This window comes from Mediterraneibacter faecis, assembly GCF_055383675.1.
The window spans coordinates 1,587,771-1,607,983 of sequence record NZ_AP043803.1 but is presented as its reverse complement, the minus strand read 5'-3'; the positions used below and the strand labels follow the sequence as shown (position 1 = coordinate 1,607,983).

At 41.9% G+C, this 20,213-nt stretch carries 16 protein-coding genes; all 16 read right to left on the bottom strand.

Annotated elements, in window-relative coordinates; all coding sequences use genetic code 11:
* Positions 1-10 precede the first annotated feature (10 nt).
* The 16 genes from ACZ47Z_RS07550 to ACZ47Z_RS07475 all read right to left on the bottom strand — a co-directional run bounded on the left by ACZ47Z_RS07550 (position 11) and on the right by ACZ47Z_RS07475 (position 20,004).
* The gene (locus ACZ47Z_RS07550; RefSeq protein ID WP_464526027.1) at positions 11-1,801 is read right to left on the bottom strand and encodes an aminopeptidase P family protein; all 1,791 of its coding nucleotides are present in this window, start codon (positions 1,799-1,801) and stop codon (positions 11-13) included.
* Between the two features lie 188 nt (positions 1,802-1,989).
* A complete protein-coding gene (locus ACZ47Z_RS07545; RefSeq protein WP_015529139.1) occupies positions 1,990-3,402 on the bottom strand; it encodes an oxaloacetate decarboxylase subunit alpha in 1,413 nt (470 codons plus the stop codon).
* A gap of 17 nt (positions 3,403-3,419) precedes the next feature.
* A complete protein-coding gene (locus ACZ47Z_RS07540; RefSeq protein ID WP_015529138.1) occupies positions 3,420-4,571 on the bottom strand; it encodes a sodium ion-translocating decarboxylase subunit beta in 1,152 nt (383 codons plus the stop codon).
* Positions 4,572-4,596: 25 nt separating this feature from the next.
* Positions 4,597-4,965 carry a biotin/lipoyl-containing protein gene (locus ACZ47Z_RS07535; RefSeq protein WP_464526026.1) on the bottom strand — a complete coding sequence of 123 codons (369 nt, stop codon included), beginning with the start codon at positions 4,963-4,965 and terminating at the stop codon, positions 4,597-4,599.
* 16 nt (positions 4,966-4,981) lie between these two features.
* Complete coding sequence (locus ACZ47Z_RS07530) at positions 4,982-5,746, bottom strand: OadG family transporter subunit (RefSeq protein WP_054751177.1); 765 nt, start codon at positions 5,744-5,746, stop codon at positions 4,982-4,984.
* A gap of 14 nt (positions 5,747-5,760) precedes the next feature.
* Entirely contained in the window at positions 5,761-7,200 is a 1,440-nt protein-coding gene (locus ACZ47Z_RS07525; protein ID WP_054751176.1) for an acyl-CoA carboxylase subunit beta, read from the bottom strand.
* Positions 7,201-7,669: 469 nt separating this feature from the next.
* Positions 7,670-8,866 carry an NADP-dependent isocitrate dehydrogenase gene (locus ACZ47Z_RS07520; RefSeq protein WP_020436146.1) on the bottom strand — a complete coding sequence of 399 codons (1,197 nt, stop codon included), beginning with the start codon at positions 8,864-8,866 and terminating at the stop codon, positions 7,670-7,672.
* Complete coding sequence (locus tag ACZ47Z_RS07515; protein WP_055145593.1) at positions 8,853-9,545, bottom strand: GntR family transcriptional regulator; 693 nt, start codon at positions 9,543-9,545, stop codon at positions 8,853-8,855. The genes ACZ47Z_RS07520 and ACZ47Z_RS07515 overlap by 14 nt, the downstream gene beginning before the upstream one ends.
* Before the next feature lie 275 nt (positions 9,546-9,820).
* Positions 9,821-10,984, bottom strand: a complete 1,164-nt coding sequence (locus ACZ47Z_RS07510; protein ID WP_020436148.1) for a phosphoglycerate dehydrogenase — start codon at positions 10,982-10,984, stop codon at positions 9,821-9,823.
* Between the two features lies 1 nt (position 10,985).
* A complete protein-coding gene (gene serC / locus ACZ47Z_RS07505; protein ID WP_020436149.1) occupies positions 10,986-12,068 on the bottom strand; it encodes a 3-phosphoserine/phosphohydroxythreonine transaminase in 1,083 nt (360 codons plus the stop codon).
* 122 nt (positions 12,069-12,190) lie between these two features.
* Positions 12,191-13,876 (bottom strand): biosynthetic-type acetolactate synthase large subunit, encoded by a 1,686-nt coding sequence (ilvB, locus tag ACZ47Z_RS07500; protein ID WP_226865925.1) that lies wholly within the window; start codon positions 13,874-13,876, stop codon positions 12,191-12,193.
* Positions 13,877-13,903: 27 nt separating this feature from the next.
* On the bottom strand, positions 13,904-15,577 hold the full coding sequence (gene ilvD / locus ACZ47Z_RS07495; protein WP_464526025.1) for a dihydroxy-acid dehydratase: 1,674 nt from the start codon (positions 15,575-15,577) through the stop codon (positions 13,904-13,906).
* Positions 15,578-15,610: 33 nt separating this feature from the next.
* A complete protein-coding gene (gene leuB / locus ACZ47Z_RS07490) occupies positions 15,611-16,696 on the bottom strand; it encodes a 3-isopropylmalate dehydrogenase (protein ID WP_054751353.1) in 1,086 nt (361 codons plus the stop codon).
* A gap of 191 nt (positions 16,697-16,887) precedes the next feature.
* Positions 16,888-17,163: a preprotein translocase subunit YajC gene (yajC, locus tag ACZ47Z_RS07485; RefSeq protein ID WP_015529127.1), complete on the bottom strand. Its 276-nt coding sequence runs from the start codon at positions 17,161-17,163 to the stop codon at positions 16,888-16,890.
* Between the two features lie 171 nt (positions 17,164-17,334).
* On the bottom strand, positions 17,335-18,462 hold the full coding sequence (gene tgt, locus ACZ47Z_RS07480; protein WP_054751173.1) for a tRNA guanosine(34) transglycosylase Tgt: 1,128 nt from the start codon (positions 18,460-18,462) through the stop codon (positions 17,335-17,337).
* A 90-nt stretch (positions 18,463-18,552) separates the two neighbouring features.
* Entirely contained in the window at positions 18,553-20,004 is a 1,452-nt protein-coding gene (locus ACZ47Z_RS07475; protein WP_464526024.1) for a L,D-transpeptidase family protein, read from the bottom strand.
* Between the last annotated feature and the right edge of the window lie 209 nt (positions 20,005-20,213).

The following is a 20,213-nucleotide window of genomic DNA, read 5'->3' as shown; positions in this document are numbered from 1 at the left end:
GCTTTGCTGATTACTTCACAGCCCGCGTGTACTCTTTCAGCCAGATTCGTTCTTCCTCTGAAAGGTAAGGGGACACTTTTTCATAAACCTGCTTATGATAATGATTCAGCATTTCTTTCTCTTCTGTACTCATTTTCTCCGGCAAGATTGCATCCAGATCAATTGGTACATAAGTAAGAATTTCAAAATTCATAAACTGTCCATACTCATTCTTAACTGTTTTTCTGACAAGCAGCTCATTTTCCAGACGAATTCCATGGGAACCCTCAATATAGATCCCCGGTTCATCTGTGATCACCATATTTTCTTCCAATGCCGGAGCCGGTCTCTCTCCCTCTTTCCAACGGAAATTGATCGGTCCTTCATGGATATTCAATAAATAACCAACACCATGCCCCGTCCCATGATTAAAGTTTAATCCTTCTTTCCAAAAGACCTCTCTTGCAATACAATCCAGATTCGCACCACTGCATCCATAGAGAAATACAGTGTTTGCCAGGCGCAGCATTGCTCTTGCAACCAGTGTGAAATGTTCTTTTTCAATATTCCCCACTTCTCCAAGTGCAACCGTACGCGTAATGTCGGTAGACCCTTCCAGGTAATGACCTCCTGTATCTGTCATGAAAAGCTTTCCTTCTTTTAAAGGGACATTGCTTTTCTCATCCGCACTATAATGAACAATTGCCCCATGTTCTCCATATGCACTGATCGGGCCAAAACTTGGTCCGAGGAAATGCTCCTGCTCTGCACGTAATCCTTCCAGCCTGGCAGAAGCAGACAACTCTGTAATCTCCACTCTGCCAATATTCTTCTTTAACCAGTACATAAACTTTGTATGTGCAACCGCATCCTTCAAATGCGCTTTTCTCAAATTCTCTGCCTGTGTTTCATTTTTAACTGACTTCATCAGGATTTCCGGGTTCTGCTTATCAACAATCACCGTCTCTTTGGAAATAGCCTGATAAAGACTATAATTCATGATTGTAGAATCCAGAAGAAGCTTATCTTCCGATGTCATTTCTGAAACTTTGCGATAAATATCCTCATACGGATAAATCTTCACTTGATTTTCTGCTAGCAAATTTATAATATCGTCAGAGAATTTTCTAATGTCAGCAAACAGCTCAACTGAATTATTATAAACGATTGCGTAAGAAAGAACAAGTGGACAATATGCAATATCATTTCCTCTTATATTTAAAAGCCATGCAATATCATCAAGACTCGATAAAACATGTGCATTGCATCCATTTTCTTTCATTATTTCTCTGATTCGTTCTAATTTGGATCCAATTTTTTCACCTGTATATTCATCTTCTAGAGAAAATACAGATTCCATAGACATTTCAGGTCTTTCCTTCCAGATATTCTGTGCAAAATCTAAGCGGTATTTCAATGATGCACCATTCTCGTCTGCGATATGACAATATCGTTTTCCTTGTGCATAAGTCACTGTACGACCATCAAATCCCAGAACATCCCCTTCTTTCAGCTCACTTTTTAAAAATTCTTCTATCGTTGGAACATCAGATTCTCCTGATTTATAGAGCGTGATCCCGCTCCCCTTCAACTGAGTTTCTGCCTGAATAAAATATCTTCCATCTGTCCAGAGTCCCGCTTTATCCTTTGTAAAAACTGCGGTACCTGCTGATCCTGTAAAGCCCGTTATATATTCGCGGAATTTAAAATAATCACCGACGTATTCACTGTGATGATAGTCATCTGTAGGGATGATATAGCAGTCTATTTTCTGCTGTTCCATTACATTTCGTAATCGCTCTATTCTGTCTAAAACACTCATATCTGCCTCCATATATTCCAACAATCAAACTCATATTACAAAAAACTTGATTATTCAAAATTGTACACATCTATGATACCACCAAATAAATTTCCTTACAAATGAAAAAGACCAGAAAACACAAATCTTTCAATCTGTTATCTTCTGGTCTTTCTATTCAATTCATAATCTAACTAAATTAGTCAGGATTATACCGGATAAGATCCGTTCTCTGTATCTGCTACTGTAGCATCTACTTTTGTCTGCTGAGCCTGTCTGTATTTGAAGAAGTCAACAGCAACCTGTGGGAACAATGCATATGTCAGTACATCCTCATCCTGCTGGATCCACTGTGCACACTCTTTACGAAGTGTATCAAGCTCATCCGGGATAAGATCTGCCGGACGGCAAGTGATCGGTTCTTCATCTCCAAGAGCCTTCTTCTGAAGTTCTGGATCAACCGGTTTTGTTGTCTTACCGTATTTACCTGCAAGAACATCCTTCGTCTCTTTTGTGATCATCTTATAACGCTCACCCATCAGTACGTTGAATACAGCCTGTGTTCCAACGATCTGTGAAGATGGTGTAACAAGCGGTGGCTCACCAAGATCTTTACGTACACGAGGTACCTCTTCAAGTACTTCGTAGAACTTATCTTCTGCTCCCTGCTCTTTCAGCTGGGATGTCAGGTTGGAAAGCATTCCTCCCGGTACCTGGTACAGAAGAGTCTTGATATTAACACCAAGGTTCTTCGGATTGAGCAGTCCGCTCTCAAGAGCATCGTCACGGATTGGACGGAAGTAGTCAGCAATCTCTGCAAGGAGACTCTGATCAAGTCCTGTATCGTATGGTGTTCCCTTGAATGTCTCAACCATAACTTCTGTAGCCGGCTGAGATGTTCCAAGTGCGAATGGAGACATTGCTGTATCGATGATATCAGCTCCTGCCTCAACAGCCTTCATATATGTCATGGAAGCAACACCTGATGTGTAATGTGTATGCATCTCGATTGGGATATTTACTGCATCTTTCAATGCACCAACAAGCTCTGTTGTCTTATATGGAACAAGAAGTCCTGCCATATCCTTAACACAGATTGAGCTTGCACCCATATCTTCGATTCTCTTTGCGAGGTCTACCCAGTACTCCATTGTGTAAGCATCACCAAGTGTATAAGACATTGCAACCTGTGCATGAGCCTTCTCTTTGTTAGCTGCTTTTACAGCTGTCTGAAGGTTTCTCATATCATTGAGGCAGTCGAAAATACGAATGATATCGATTCCGTTTGCCACAGATTTCTGTACGAAATACTCTACAACATCATCAGCGTATGGACGGTATCCAAGGATATTCTGTCCACGGAACAGCATCTGAAGTTTTGTATTCTTGAATCCATCACGGAACTTTCTAAGTCTCTCCCATGGATCTTCTTTCAGGAAACGGAGGGAAGCATCGAATGTTGCTCCACCCCAGCACTCTACAGCATGATATCCAACCTTGTCCATCTTCTCAACGATTGGCATCATCTGCTCTGTTGTCATTCTGGTAGCAATCAGAGACTGATGTGCATCACGCAGAATAGTTTCTACTATTTTAACTGGTTTTTTTTCAATTTCTGCCATTTATTTATCCTCCTAATTTACTTAACGCCGAAAATAGCCATAAATGTTCCGGCTGCTACTGCAGTACCGATAACTCCGGCAACGTTCGGTCCCATTGCATGCATAAGAAGGAAGTTTGTAGGATCTGCCTCAGCACCAACCTTCTGAGATACACGGGCTGCCATAGGAACCGCAGATACACCAGCGGAACCAATCAGCGGGTTAACCTTACCATGTGTAAGGACACACATTAACTTACCGAAGAGAACTCCGGCAGCTGTACCGAATGCAAATGCTATAAGACCAAGGATAACGATCTTGATTGTATTCCAGTTCAGGAATGCTTCAGCACTTGTTGTAGCACCTACAGATGTACCAAGAAGAATAACTACGATGTACATCAGGGCATTGGAAGCTGTCTCTGTCAGCTGTCTTACAACTCCACACTCTTTGAACAGGTTACCAAGCATCAACATACCAACAAGTGGAGCTGTTGTAGGAAGAATCACACATACAACGATTGTAACGATAACCGGGAAGAGGATTCTCTCAAGCTTAGAAACCGGGCGAAGCTGATCCATCTTGATCTTTCTTTCCTTCTCTGTTGTGAGAAGTTTCATGATCGGTGGCTGGATGATCGGCACAAGTGACATATAGGAGTATGCTGCTACGGCGATCGGTCCCATGATAGCTGTCTGCTGCAGTTTACCTGCAAGGAAGATAGATGTCGGGCCGTCAGCTCCACCGATGATGGAGATAGCAGCTGCTGCTTTGTCTGAAAATCCAAGAGCCATAGCTCCAAGATAAGCTGCGAAAATACCGAACTGAGCTGCTGCACCAAGCAGGAAACTCTTCGGGTTTGCGATCAGCGGACCAAAGTCTGTCATCGCTCCAACTCCAAGGAAGATCAGAGAAGGAAGGATGGACCACTCGTCAAGCTGATAAAAGTAATACAGAAGTCCACCAGTTCCGTTCGCTGCATCCTCAGCATGAAGCATAATATCCGGATAGATATTTACAAGCAACATACCAAAGGCAATTGGAACAAGAAGCAGTGGCTCAAATTCGTGGCGAATTGCCAGATAGAGAAACACGCAGGCAACAGCAATCATGATCAGGTTACCAAATGTAAGATTCATGAACGCTGTCTGTTCTACGAGGTTTCCCAATGTATTTGAAATATATTCCATTTGTAAAAACCTCCTGGTTCAGTTACTAGTTTAATGTAGCAAGTACAGCTCCTGATTCAACAGCATCACCTACTGCCACATCAATGCTGGCAATAGTTCCTGCCTCTGGGGCAACAACTGGGATCTCCATCTTCATTGCTTCAATGATAATAACTGTATCTCCAGCCTCTACCTTCTGTCCAACAGATGTAGGAACCTGGAATACTTTACCTGCTGCTCCAGCTTTTACCTGGATGCTTCCAGCGCCTGCTGCCGCTTTCGGTGCTGCTGCCGGAGCTGCCGGTGCTGCTGCTCTAGGTGCTGCAACCGGTGCTGTTGCCGGTGCGCCTGCACCATTCTCTTCTACTGTTACATCATATACATTTCCGTTTACTGTGATTGTATAGTTTTTCATCTAATTATCCTCCTGATTAATTCCATCTGTTTGATTTTCTTCTCTTAATAGAACGAACAACAAATCCATCTGTAGAAGTTCCCTCGGCTGCTGCAATTGCTGCTGCAATTACTGCTACGAGTTCTCCGTCATCTTCTGCTGTAGCTACCGGAGCCGGAGCTGCCTGTACAGCTGCTTCCTTCTTCACTTCTACTTCTTTATCCTTATTAGCCATCTTCTGCTGAAGTTTCGGAATGTATTCAAGCAGATAAATAATGAATGAAATGAAAATCAATACAACGAATACTGTTCCCATACCAAGTACTGTATTCAGACCGGCTTTCTTAAGGATCTCTCCTGTTGAATAATGAGCAGAAACATCCATACTCTCCATGTTGCCCTTTTCGTCAAAACTGAAGACGATGTCTGCATCTCTGTTTTCATATTTTGCTTCAGATGTGAGTGAAACTCCATCGTTCTTTACTTCCATTGTCCAGTCGCCATGTTCAACATAAGCACCGCACTCTTCTTCTGCTGCTTCCCAGGAGCTGATCATTGTAAGGAAGTCCTCTCCATCAACCGGAAGTCCTGCATTCATAAGCTGTGTGTCAAGCTGAAGATCACGCATATCAGAAAAGCTGTCAAGCTGCTCTGTTGTCATCGCTTCGAAATTCTGAACAACAAACTCAGCATACTGTTCTAATGTTGCCTGATCATATTCTGTTGTCTCAGACTTACCACATCCTGTGAAGCTAAGAACGAGAATGAGGATAAGTCCTAATAAACTGATTTTTTTCTTCACTTCGCCTCACCTCACTAAACCGTTCCGTGTTTCTTAGCCGGACGGTCCTCTCTCTTTGTGAACAGCATCTCAAATGCTCCGATCACATATTTTCTTGTATCTGCCGGCTCGATGATCGCATCAACATATCCTCTTGCTGCTGCTGAATTCGGGCTTGACTGAAGTTCTTTGTATTCAGCTGCTTTCTCATTAAGAGTCTCAGCATCTGCGTCTGCGTACATGATCTGTGCTGCAAGCTTCGCATCCATCATTCCGATCTCTGCTGTTGGCCATGCATAAACAAGATCTGCACCAATTGACTTACTGTTCATAGAAACGTAAGCACTTCCGAATGCCTTACCAACGATTACATTTACCTTCGGTACTGTAGCGTTAGCAAATGCATATGTCAGTTTTGCAACTGCGCTTGCCATGTTCTTCTCTGACTCTACTGTAGCAGCAAATCCTGTTACATTTGTCAGTGTAAGAACCGGGATTGAGAATGCATCACAGAAGTTTACAAAATCTGTTGCTTTCTTGCATCCGTCTACTGTAAGAACGCTGTCGAACTCAGCCTCTACTTCAGCTTCTGCATTGTATACTTTAGAGCGGTTTGCAACAACACCAACTGTCATTCCGTTCAGGCGGATAAATCCTGTAACCATCTCTTTTGCGTAGTCTTTCTTTGTCTCAACAAGAATCTGATTGTCAGCAATCTGTGCCAGTGCGATTGCTGTATCTTCTGATGCGTTAGCAATGTCTGCGCAGATACGGTTCAGGTCATCTGTGCATTCCTCATAAGACATATCATCTTCGTTGTTTGCCGGAAGCATACATACAAGATCACGGATCTGTCCGAGGATCTCTGCCTCTGCACCGATTCCGTCTACAAGACCTGCTGTCTTGCTCTGGTACTCAGCGCTTGCTGTGTTACACTTGGAAATCTCATTTCCTTCCAGTGCATTTGGAGAATTAACGAAAAGTTTTCCGTCTTTTGCTTCCATAAATGTGAAATCTGTAAGCCCCGGAACAACTGCAAGACCGCCGCCGCACATTCCAAAGATTGCTGTAACCTGCGGAATCACACCTGATGCAAGTGCCTGTTTGTGATAAAGGCTTCCAAATGCCTCAAGTGCATCTGTAGCTTCCTGAAGTCTGAGTCCTGCACAGTCGATCAGTCCGATCACCGGTGCTCCCATCTTCATAGCCATATCATAGATTCTTGCGATCTTCTTCGCATGCATCTCTCCGAGTGCTCCACCCAGAACGTCAGCATCCTGGCTGTATACATAAACCAGGTTACCGTCAATCACTCCATATCCAGTGATAACACCGTCAGAAGGAGCTGCCTTCTCCTGCAAGTTGAAAGTTGTGCTTCTAGCTGTAACAGCTCCGCCAATTTCAACAAAGCTTCCCTCATCAAGCAGTGTGGCAATTCGTCTGCTTGCTGAGTTTTCTGTTGCATTGTAGCTCATATTTTAGCCCTCCATACTTATAAAATAATTTTAAAATAAACCAAAATTTCTGCCTATTGTATTATATACTAGGTCGATTGAAATTTCAATTCATATTTTCCGCAAATTGACATTTTTTTCACAGGACATTGTTTTTGTCGATGAAGATTTCTTGATCTTTTGACTTTAGTTTCTGTATTTTCGAGTGAATTTTGTATTTGTAGGAGAAAGTTTAATTTTGAACTACGCAAGCAAGAACGGGTCTACTGTTGCCAGGGGCACATGTAAGGCAGGAGCGTTCCGAATACACTTTGTTCAGTATGTTAATAAGAGCCAGAACAGGCACCACACACGGTAACTGTTCTGGCTCTTATGTTACATACTTTCAAAGGGATGAGGTAGAGCGGGCCGGTGCCCATGGTAATAGTAGACCCATTCTTGCGACGATTCTGTCAAAAACTTAGCCCATTGTATAAATTCCCTCGATAAATTACAGTCTCTTCGCTATTGCTTTAATAAACTCCTCACTATTGAGTACTGTCGGATTCTCGATCGTTGTGATCAAAGCGAGGTCTTTTGTCATCTCTCCTGCTTCGATTGTGTCGATTGTTGCTTTCTCAAGTTTATCTGCAAAGTCCATCAGATCTTTATTTCCATCCAGCTCGCCGCGTTTTCTGAGAGCTCCTGTCCATGCGAAGATTGTTGCAACTGAGTTTGTAGATGTCTCTTCACCTTTCAGGTGCTTATAATAGTGACGCTGTACAGTTCCATGAGCAGCTTCATATTCATAATATCCGTCTGGAGAAACAAGTACGGATGTCATCATAGCAAGTGAACCGAATGCGGAAGATACCATGTCGCTCATTACATCTCCATCGTAGTTCTTACATGCCCAGATATATCCACCTTCTGATTTCATAACACGGGCAACAGCATCATCGATCAGTGTGTAGAAATACTCAATTCCTGCTTCTTTGAACTGATCAGCATATTCTGCATCAAAGATTTCCTGGAAGATATCTTTGAATGTATGATCATATTTCTTAGAAATTGTATCCTTTGTTGCAAACCACAGATCCTGTTTTGTATCCAAAGCGTAAGAAAAGCAGCTTCTTGCAAAGCTTTCGATGGATTTATTGATATTATGCATTCCCTGTACGATTCCCGGTCCGTCAAACTCATGAACCAGTTCTTTTGTCTGGCTTCCATCTTCTGCTGTGTATACAAGTTCAACCTTTCCCGCCCCCGGAATCTTCATCTCGGATCCTTTATATACATCTCCATAAGCATGTCTTGCAATTGTAATTGGTTTCTTCCAGTTCTTTACACATGGCTCAATTCCTTTTACAACGATTGGAGCGCGGAACACTGTTCCATCAAGGATCGCACGGATTGTTCCGTTCGGGCTCTTCCACATTTCTTTCAGATCATACTCATCCATACGTGCTGCATTCGGAGTGATTGTTGCACATTTTACGGCAACTTTGTATTTCTTTGTTGCGAGTGCGGAATCAACTGTTACCTGGTCATCTGTCTCGTTTCTGTGTTCCAGGCCAAGATCATAATATTCTGTCTTGAGATCAATATATGGCTCAAGAAGATTATCCTTGATCATCTTCCAGAGAATTCTTGTCATCTCATCTCCATCCATCTCTACCAGTGGTGTTGTCATCTTAATTTTTTCCATCTTTTGCTTCCTCCTGATTATGTTTTTCTTCTATTTTCTTTAGGTTCTGCATGACATGAACAATATGTTCCTTTGCAAGCTGTTCTGCCAGATCCGGGTTTCTGTCCCTGATTGCCTGAAGAATTGCTTTATGCTCCTCAATTGACTTCTCGGCTCTTGCCTTCACATTGATCGAGGACTTTCTTGCCATTTGAACATATCGGTGAAAATCTGTAAGAACATGACACAGCATCCTGCTTCCGGAAGCCTCATATAATATCGTATGAAATCTTCCGTCTAATCCTGTTACTTGTTCTTTATTGTATCCATTTTCTTTCTTCATCTGAAATTCTGAAAGTAAAATAGTCTCTTCTAATTCTTCTAACTGGTCTTCTGTAATATGTTCCGCCGCCCATCTGGCGCACATTCCTTCCAGATACTTACGCATCTGATAGATATCCCAGATATCCTTCTGGCTGATTCCGGTAACATAAGCACCTTTATTCGGTACAATCGTCACAAGACCTTCTAATTCAAGCTGTCTTAACGCTTCCCTTACTGGAGTTCTGCTGACCCCGAGTTCTTTCCCGATGGTAGCCTCTCTGAGTTCATCCTGTTGTTTGTATCTGCCTTTGAGGATATCTTCACGGAGTCTCTTAAAAACACGTCCTCCCAGAGAACGGTCCTGATATTCTTCCATGATTTCCTCCTATTCTCTTTTTGTATGATTGTATACGATTATACAAATATTGTCAAGATGATTTCATGCTGATATCATTGTATTAAAAATGTATCCATTTTTGCATAATACTTCTCCATACTATCTGTTCATTTTTATATGCTTTGTACCCTATCTTATTTATCAACTTATTGTATACAAAAAGGTGGTCTCTCACATAGAAAAACCACCCTGTTCTTTTCGTTATAAATCAGCTTTCAAAATCAGCTTAGCCAAATTTACACTTCATTTACTTTTTATTTGATCACACGCACACCAAGTACATCTGTGATTGATTCCAGTTTACTTACAACTTCATCAGAAACGCTTCCGTCCACATCAATTACTGTATATGCATATTCCTTCTTGCTCTTATTTGTCATAAGTGCGATATTCTGATTCTCCTGTGCAAGAAGTGTTGTAAACTGACCGATCATATTCGGCACATTACGGTGAAGAATTGTAATTCTGTCTCCGTCAGCTTTTGTTCCCACGTTGCAATCCGGATAATTAACGGAATGTGTAATATTTCCGTTCTCAAGGAAATCACGGATCTCAGCAACAGCCATCTGTGCACAGTTGTCTTCTGACTCTTCTGTAGATGCTCCAAGATGCGGAATTACAATTGCGCCTTTTACACCTACAATTTCCTTTGTTGGGAAATCTGTTACATAACGGTGTACTTTACCTGCTACAAGTGCATCAACGATATCTTCCTGATTTACAAGAACATCTCTGGCGAAGTTCAGAATTACAACGCCCTCTTTCATCAGACTGATTGCATTCTTGTCAATCATTCCCTTTGTACTGTCAAGTGCAGGTACATGGATTGTGATATAATCGCACTCTTTATAGATTTCATCTACTGTTGTTGCGTGATGGATACTTCTGGAAAGTCTCCATGCAGAATCTACGGAAACATATGGATCATATCCATAAACTTCCATTCCAAGATGTGTTGCTACATTCGCAACAAGAACTCCGATTGCTCCAAGTCCGATCACACCAAGTTTCTTTCCGGAAAGTTCTGTTCCTGCAAATGCTTTTTTCTTCTTCTCAGCAATCTTTGCGATATCTCCATCTTCCTCGAATTCCTGTACCCACTGAATTCCACCAACGACATCTCTGGCTGCGAGAAGCATTCCTGCAATCACAAGTTCTTTTACACCATTCGCATTTGCTCCAGGTGTATTGAATACAACAATTCCTTCCTCTGCACATTTATCAAGCGGAATATTATTCACTCCGGCTCCCGCACGAGCGATTGCTTTCAGGTTCTTTCCGAATTCCATCTCATGCATTTTTGCACTGCGGACAAGAATCACGTCAGCTTCATCCGCATTTTCTGTCTTTACATAATTTTCATCCAACTTATTCATGCCAACGGCAGAAATTGGATTCAGGCAATGATATTTAAACATCTTACAGATTCTCCTCTTCAAATTTCTTCATAAAGTCTACAAGTGCAACAACACCCTCATATGGCATTGCGTTGTAAATACTGGCACGCATTCCGCCTACAGTTCTATGTCCTTTCAGATTCTCAAATCCAGCTTCTTTTGCTTCCTTAACGAATTTTGCATCCAGATCTGCATCGCCTGTCACGAATGGTACATTCATAAGAGAACGATCTTCCGGGACAACAGTTCCTTTGAACAGTTTGCTCTGATCAAGGAAATCATAAAGAACTTTTGCTTTCTTTTCGTTGCGTTCTTTCATTACTTCAAGTCCGCCCATCTTCTTAAGCCATTTGAAGACTTTACCACAGATATAGATTCCGTATGCCGGTGGTGTATTATAAAGAGATTTTGCATCTGCATGTGTCTTATATGTAAGCATTGTAGGTGTTCCCGGGAGAACATCCTCTGTGATCAGATCTTCACGGATGATTGCGATCACTACACCAGCAGGTCCGATATTTTTCTGAACTCCACCATAAATCATTGCATATTTTGTTACATCTACAGGTTCGGAAAGAAAACAGGAGGAGACATCTGCCACAAGATCTTTTCCTTTTGTGTTTGGCAGTGTTTTAAATTTTGTTCCGTAAATAGTGTTGTTTTCACAGATATATACGTAGTCTGCATCTTCTGAAATCGGAAGATCGGAGCAGTCTGGAATGTATGAAAATGTCTTATCCGCTGAGGATGCAACAACATTTACCTTTCCATATTTTTCTGCTTCCTTAGCTGCTTTCTTAGCCCACTGTCCTGTGACAATGTAATCAGCAACCTTATTCTTCATCAGGTTCATAGGGATCATAGCAAACTGCTGTGACGCTCCACCCTGAAGAAACAGTACTTTATAGTTATCCGGAATATTCATCAGATCTCTGAGATCCTGCTCAGCTTCTGTGATAATTTCCTCGAAAGCTTTGGAACGATGACTCATCTCCATAACAGACATTCCTGTTCCCTTGTAGTCCAGCATCTCTGCTGCCGCTTCCTTCAGTACTTCTTCTGGCAGAACCGCCGGTCCCGCTGAAAAATTATACACTCTACTCATTTTTAATTACCTCCTGTTATTGTGTATCTATAGAAACTCCGTTTTCACAGATTTTCTCACATAAAAATAAAATATTCCTTTACTTATCAGCCATACAACTATGTGGCTGAAACTTATTATTTTTAGTTTTCTTTTGCTTTCAGATCCTGCTCATCAAATGCTTCGCTGATCGGTGCTCCCGGCGCAACCATAGGCCATACCTTATCATCACAGTCGATCATACAATCGATCAGAACCGGTTTTCCACATGTCAATGCTTTCGCAAAGCACTCTTTAAACTCCTCCTGTGTTGTAGCTCGAAGTCCTACTGCTCCCATCGCTTCTGCAAGCTTCACATAGTCAACTGCATCACGGAGAACTGTCGCAGAATATCTTTCATCATAGAAAAGATCCTGCCATTGACGAACCATACCGAGTACATGGTTATTAACTACAACCTGGATAATCGGAACATCATGTCTTACAGCTGTTGCGATCTCATTCATATTCATACGGAAACATCCGTCTCCGGCAATATTTACAACAATTTTATCCGGACATCCTGTCTTCGCACCGATTGCTGCTCCAAGACCATATCCCATTGTTCCAAGACCACCTGATGTTAAAAGTGTTCTTGGTTTCGTATATTTATAATACTGTGCTGCCCACATCTGATGCTGTCCGACTTCTGTTGTGATAATTGCTTCTCCATTTGTCTGACGATAAATTTCTTCTACTGCAAATGGACCTGTAAGTACATCCTTATGATATGTTAATGGATATTTCGCCTTGTAATCTTTAATCTTATTCATCCATTCCGGATGAGACTGCTGTGGAAGATGCTCATTTATTTTCTTCAGGACTGCTTTAATATCACCTACTAACCCAAGATCGATCATGACATTCTTATCCATCTCTGCCGGATCAATGTCAATCTGAAGAATCTTCGCATCTTTTGCAAATGTTGCAGTATTTCCGGTTACACGGTCACTGAATCTTGCTCCCGTTACGATCAGAAGATCGCATTCACTTACTCCAAAGTTCGACGCCTTTGTTCCATGCATTCCGAGCATTCCAGTATATCTCTCATCAGTTCCCGGGAAAGCTCCTTTCCCCATCAGAGAATCTGTTACCGGTGCATCTACCTTCTGTGCAAATTCATAAAGTTCTTTACTTGCCTCAGAAAGAACAGCTCCACCACCTACGAAAATATATGGTCTCTGCGCTTCTTTGATCATCTCAACAGCTTTCTTGAGATCCTCTTCTTCTGAATGGATTACCTCTCGGTCATATACCCCTGGATATTCCTTCTCATACTCTGTAACTTTCGCAGTAACATCCTTCGGAATATCGATCAGCACAGGCCCCGGTCTTCCAGTCTTAGCAATACGAAAAGCCTTTCTGATTGTTTCTGCAAGCTTTGTTACATCTTTAACGATATAACTGTACTTTGTAATTGGCATTGTTACTCCAGCAATGTCGATCTCCTGAAAACTGTCTTTTCCAAGTAATGGGACACCGACATTACATGTAATTGCAACAATCGGTATAGAATCCATATATGCTGTTGCGATTCCTGTTACAAGATTTGTTGCGCCCGGTCCGCTTGTTGCAAGGCAGACCCCCACTTTTCCTGTAGCTCTCGCATATCCGTCAGCCGCATGTGCTGCCCCCTGCTCATGAGAAGTCAGGATGTGACGAATCTCATCGCGGTGTTTATAAAGTTCATCATATACATTTAAAATTGCTCCACCCGGATAGCCAAATACAGTGTCAACGCCTTGTTCTTTCAGACATTCGATCACGATTTCTGCTCCATTTAACTGCATGACGTACTCTCCTCCTGGTTCTTTATTTTATTTTGCCTTCGGTACTTCGAGAATTGCTCCGCGGTTACCTGATGTTACCATAGAAGCATATCTTGCGAGGTATCCTGTCTTAACCTTAGGTTCTCTTGGCTGCCATTTTGCTTTTCTTGCTGCCAGTTCTTCATCCGATACATCCAGCTCCAATTTCAGTTCCGGAATATTGATCTTGATAATATCTCCCTCTTCTACCAGTGCGATCGGTCCGCCAACTGCTGCCTCCGGTGATACGTGTCCGATAGAAGCACCTCTGGATGCTCCACTGAATCTTCCATCTGTGATAAGAGCTACTGTAGACCCAAGTCCGTATCCTGCAATCGCAGATGTAGGATTGAGCATCTCTCTCATTCCAGGGCCGCCTTTTGGTCCCTCGTAACGGATTACAATAACATCTCCAGGATTGATCTTTCCTGTCTTGATTGCTTCTGTCGCTTCTTCATCACTCTCGAAGATTCTTGCCGGTCCTTCATGTACAAGCATCTCATCACATACTGCAGAACGTTTTACAACACTTCCGTCCGGTGCAAGATTTCCTTTCAATACAGCAAGTCCGCCTGTCTGAGTATATGGGTTGTCGATTGGACGGATAACTTCCGGGTTCTTATTCTCACATCCGGCAATATTCTCTCCTACTGTCTTTCCTGTTACAGTCATGCAGTCTGTGTGAAGAAGTCCCTTCTTATTCAGCTCATTCATAACTGCATAAACTCCGCCTGCTTCGTTCAGATCTTCAATATAAGTATGACCTGCCGGTGCAAGATGACAAAGGTTTGGAGTCTTCTCGCTGATCGCATTTGCAAAATCAATCTCGAAATCCATACCAATCTCATGTGCGATTGCCGGAAGGTGAAGCATGCTGTTTGTAGAGCATCCAAGTGCCATATCAACTGTAAGTGCATTGAGGATTGCATCTTCTGTCATAATATCTCTCGGGCGGATATTCTTTCTTACAAGCTCCATCACCTGCATACCTGCATGCTTTGCAAGCTGGATTCTTGCAGAATAAACAGCTGGGATTGTTCCATTTCCTTTCAGCCCCATACCAAGAGCCTCTGTCAGACAGTTCATACTGTTTGCCGTATACATACCGGAACAGGATCCGCAAGTCGGACATGCTTTATTCTCAAATTCGCAAATGTCTTCGTCATTCATCTTTCCGGCTGCATAAGAACCTACTGCTTCAAACATACTGGAAAGACTTGTTTTACTTCCCTTTACATGTCCTGCAAGCATCGGTCCGCCGCTTACAAATACTGTCGGTACATTCACACGGGCAGCTGCCATCAGAAGTCCCGGTACATTCTTGTCACAGTTTGGGATCATTACAAGCCCGTCAAACTGATGTGCCATAGCAAGAGCTTCTGTAGAATCTGCGATCAGATCTCTTGTTACGAGAGAATATTTCATACCGATATGTCCCATAGCAATACCATCACAGACAGCAATTGCAGGAACCATGATTGGTGTTCCTCCGGCCATTGCCACGCCAAGTTTAACTGCTTCTGTGATCTTATCCAGATTCATGTGTCCCGGTACAATCTCATTATAAGAACTTACAACACCGATCAGTGGACGTTCTAATTCCTCTTCTGTAAGTCCCAGTGCATTAAACAGAGAACGATGTGGTGCCTGCTGAATTCCTTTTTTAACTGTATCACTTCTCATTTTAAAATCCTCTCTTTCTGTAACAACTGCTAATTACTTAATATATTCGCAGATCTTATCTCCCATCTGGGCTGTTCCGATCTGTTCTTTTCCTTCAGACATAATGTCGATTGTACGGTATCCGTCTTTTAATACTGCTGCAACAGCATTTTCAATCGCATCTGCCTCTTTATCAAGATCAAATGAAAATCTCAGCATCATTGCTGCTGAAAGAATTGTTGCGATCGGGTTTGCGATTCCCTTTCCGGCGATATCCGGTGCTGAACCGCCACTTGGTTCATACAGACCGAATTTTGTATCGTTCAGACTTGCACTTGCAAGCATTCCGATAGAACCTGTCACCATACTTGCTTCATCGGATAAAATATCTCCAAACATGTTCTCTGTCAGGACAACGTCAAACTGTGCCGGATCCTTCACAAGCTGCATTGCACAGTTGTCAACAAACATATGTTCTAATGTAACTTCCGGATAGTCCTTCGCTACTTCCTCAACAACTTTTCTCCAAAGTCTGGAAGAGTCAAGTACATTCGCTTTGTCAACACTTGTGACCTTCTTGTTTCTCTTCATTGCAATATCAAAGCCACGTTTTGCAATTCTGCGGATTTCATTTTCATTATAAGTAAGTTCGTCTTTTGCGGTAAGGACACCATCAATCTCTTCTGTGTTTCGTTTTCCGAAATAAAGACCACCTGTCAATTCACGCATGATCATTAGATCAAATCCTCTGTCCGCGATCTCTTTCTTCAGTGGACACGCACCTTTCAGTTCATCGTAGAGAACTGCCGGCCTTAAGTTTGCAAAAAGATTAAGTCCCTTTCTAAGCTGTAACAAACCTGCTTCCGGACGTTTTGATGGTTCGAGCTGATACCATGGAGAAGTCTTCGCATCACCACCAATGGAGCCCATAAGAACTGCATCACTGTCCTTTGCCAGCTGAAGAGTCTCTTCTGTAAGCGGCACCCCGTTCACATCAATTGATGCTCCTCCCATCAGAAGCTGCGTGTAGGAAATAGAATGACCATAAACTTTCGCTGTCTGATCCAGCACCTTCATTGCCTCATCTACGATCTCAGGACCGATTCCATCTCCTTTGATTACTCCAATTTTCATTTCCATATCTAACTCATCCTTCCAAAATGTAAAAATCTTTTTTTATCATACCGCATTTTTTTCGCTGTTTCAAGTATTTCGAGTGAAAAAATAGAGGGCGCTCTGTATTTTTATCGAAAATTGTACTTTTCGGGCACGTTTTTATATAAAGTAAAAGACCAGAAAGAGTCACACTCCTTCCGGTCTCATTTTTCCTCTTATTCAGCACCTGGCTTCTCAATCTGAGCGATCGCAGCCTTCTGCATAGGAATACGGCAATTCTTATTATTACCGAACTCAACAATCACGTCATCATCAGTAATATCGATGATAACACCATAAAATCCACTTGTAGTAAGCGCTGTATCTCCAATCTCCATATCAGCGAGCATTGCCTGGATTCTCTTCTGCTCCTTTTTCTGAGGACGCATCAGAAGAAACCACATACCACCGAGGATAACAGCATAAACAACAATAATACCTACTGTTCCCATTGAAATTTCCTCCTGACTATTTCTTAAACCTATCTGTCCAGTACTTTTAAAATACTAATAGACAATAAATCTACTATACACAAAAATAGCTTTTAATTCAAGTGTTTTTCTAATATTCCATGGATATTTTATATGTTTTTATACATTTTTTATATCTTTTGTTCAGAATCTTTATTTCTGTTCCATGCCTTCCAATTTTCTCTTCTTGTATGCCTGGAATTCCCCTGCATCAATCGCATCACGGATTTCTTCCATCATTGTGTTATAGAAATACAGATTATGAAGTACACACAGACGCATTCCGAGCATCTCTTTTGCTTTCAAAAGATGTCTGATGTACGCTCTGCTGTAGCTTCTACATGCCGGACAGTTACATCCTTCCTCGATCGGACGGTCATCCAGTTCATACTTGGCATTAAACAGATTCATCTTTCCATGATTTGTATATACATGCCCATGACGTCCGTTTCTTGACGGATATACACAGTCAAAGAAATCCACTCCTCGATCTACTGCCTCCAGAATATTAGCCGGTGTACCAACACCCATCAGATAAGTTGGCTTGTTTTCCGGAAGCTGCGGAACCACTGCATCAAGAATACGGTACATCTCTTCGTGGCTCTCTCCTACTGCAAGTCCACCCACTGCATAACCATCCAGATTCAGTTCTGCGATCTGCTGTGCATGTGCAATTCGGATATCCTCATAAATTCCACCCTGATTAATTCCAAACAGCATCTGATGTGGATTGATCGTATCCGGCAGAGAATTCAGTCTTGCCATCTCCTCCTTACAGCGCTTCAGCCAGCGCGTCGTACGCTCTACAGAATTCGTCATATACTTTCTGTCTGCCACACTGGACGGGCACTCATCAAATGCCATCGCAATCGTGGATGCAAGATTAGACTGAATCTGCATGCTCTGTTCCGGTCCCATAAATATCTTATGACCATCAATATGTGAATTAAAATGAACTCCTTCTTCCTTGATCTTTCTCAACTTTGCAAGGGAAAATACCTGAAATCCGCCGGAATCTGTTAGAATCGGTTTATCCCAGTTCATAAATTTATGAAGTCCTCCGAGTTTCTTCACAACTTCATCTCCCGGACGAACATGAAGATGATATGTATTAGACAACTCCACCTGCGTCTTAATCCCTCTCAGATCATCTGTAGATACTGCTCCTTTGATTGCTGCTACTGTTCCAACATTCATAAAAACCGGAGTTTCAATTACTCCGTGAACTGTTGTAAAGCGTCCTCTTTTCGCACGCCCGTCCTTCTTTAAAAGTTCATACATAAGCTTTTTTCCTCTTCTTTTCTTTTTGGTTTTCAGACTATCAAAGCCTGCCAATAGTTATGGCAGGCTATATTTATCTTTGCATTTCCTTTAATTATGTATTATAACAGGTGTTCCCGTACTAAGCATTCCGTAAAGACTTGCCGCCTGGTCTAATGGCATATTGATACATCCATGAGAACCATTCGTCTGATAACGGCTTCCTCCAAAGCTTGGATTCCATGTCGCATCGTGGAATCCGATTCCTGTCCAGGTCACACGCATCCAGTAATCTACCTCCGTCTGATAAATTGGCTTTCCTGTTGAAGGATTTATTGTTCCTGTAAGAACTTTATCCCTCTTCATCTCAAGGATCGAATAAACTCCTGTCGGTGTCTCTCGCTCCGGTGTAGGAAGTCCTGTAACAACGTCTGTCTCTAATTGTACAGCTCCGTTAACCACATACCACATGTGCTGAGCCGGGATATCTACTTCCAGATAAGTCGTTCCCCAATCCTGCGCGTCATGTGTAGCTGCCGTCTGTGCATAAGCAGGTTCTTTCTCGACAACCTCACCTTTCTTAATGCTGTCAACAAGCGCAGTCAGTTCTGCTGCCTCGTCAACTGACCAGCCGTAAGTACCTCCCGAAACGTCTACTGTTTTTCCTCCCGGAGTTGTAATACTTCTTGTCGTTCCAACCGTATCATAAGTCTTTCCAAATTCACGAAGCCACTCTTTCACCTTTGACTCATCAAGCGTTGCATTCATATTATCATCATATGTTACCCAGCCTGAGATCAGATCCTTGTTCACAACCACATCCTGGTTTGTCATCTTATAAGTGATGCTGGCTTTCAGATAATTGTTCATCGCATCACAGGCTTTCTGAACTTCCGGAGACTCTGAAGTGTACTTCGGCATAGCATAGCACTTCTCATCCATCATATTTAATTCACTCTTGAAGTTTGTGATCGCATCCTTCACTTTTGCCTTAAATGTATCCACATCTACTTTCGTACCATAAACTTCAGGTTCAACAACAAAACTGTTCCCATCATACTTTGGATAAGCAGACTGTGGATCTGTCTGCTCCTGATTCAGAGCCTGTACGGATTCAATCTTTGACTCCAACGCCGCTTCATCATATCCGACCTCAATTGTGACTTCAGCTGAACTTTTTGAGAAAAATGCCTGTGGCCACAAAAATGCATTCTGCTTCTTCAGCGCATCTTCTATATCTGAATTTTCCTTATATACAAGTGAAATATCCGATCCTTCGATTGCATCTGTCATATTATTCTGTTCTACAATTGTCAGTTTATAATCTGCCACCTGATTTTTAATATAATTCTCTACCGCCGCCGCGTTCTTACCAGAAAAGTTCTTTCCGTTAATCTGCGTATTAATATAGAAATGACTCATAAAAAAGACTGATATTGCAAGATAAACAATAACAAGGCCAGCAATAACACCACCGATAATCATCCAGATCTTCTTGTCAATTGTCTTCTGCTTTTTCTTTCTTCTTACTTTGCGTCTTCTAACTACTTTCTTTTCAGACATTCTAATTCTCACCCTCGTCTTTTGGATTAATACTTCTTTTTGATTCAGACTTCATTATATTACGCTTTTTCCAAAATGTACACCCCAAACTTTCATGAAATACGCACAAATTAAACCGATGTTGAATTGTTAATTCGAACGAAATCTTTTAGAAATACTTTTGTAATTTATTTTTGAAATTCTGTTGAATTCTATAACATTTTAACTTG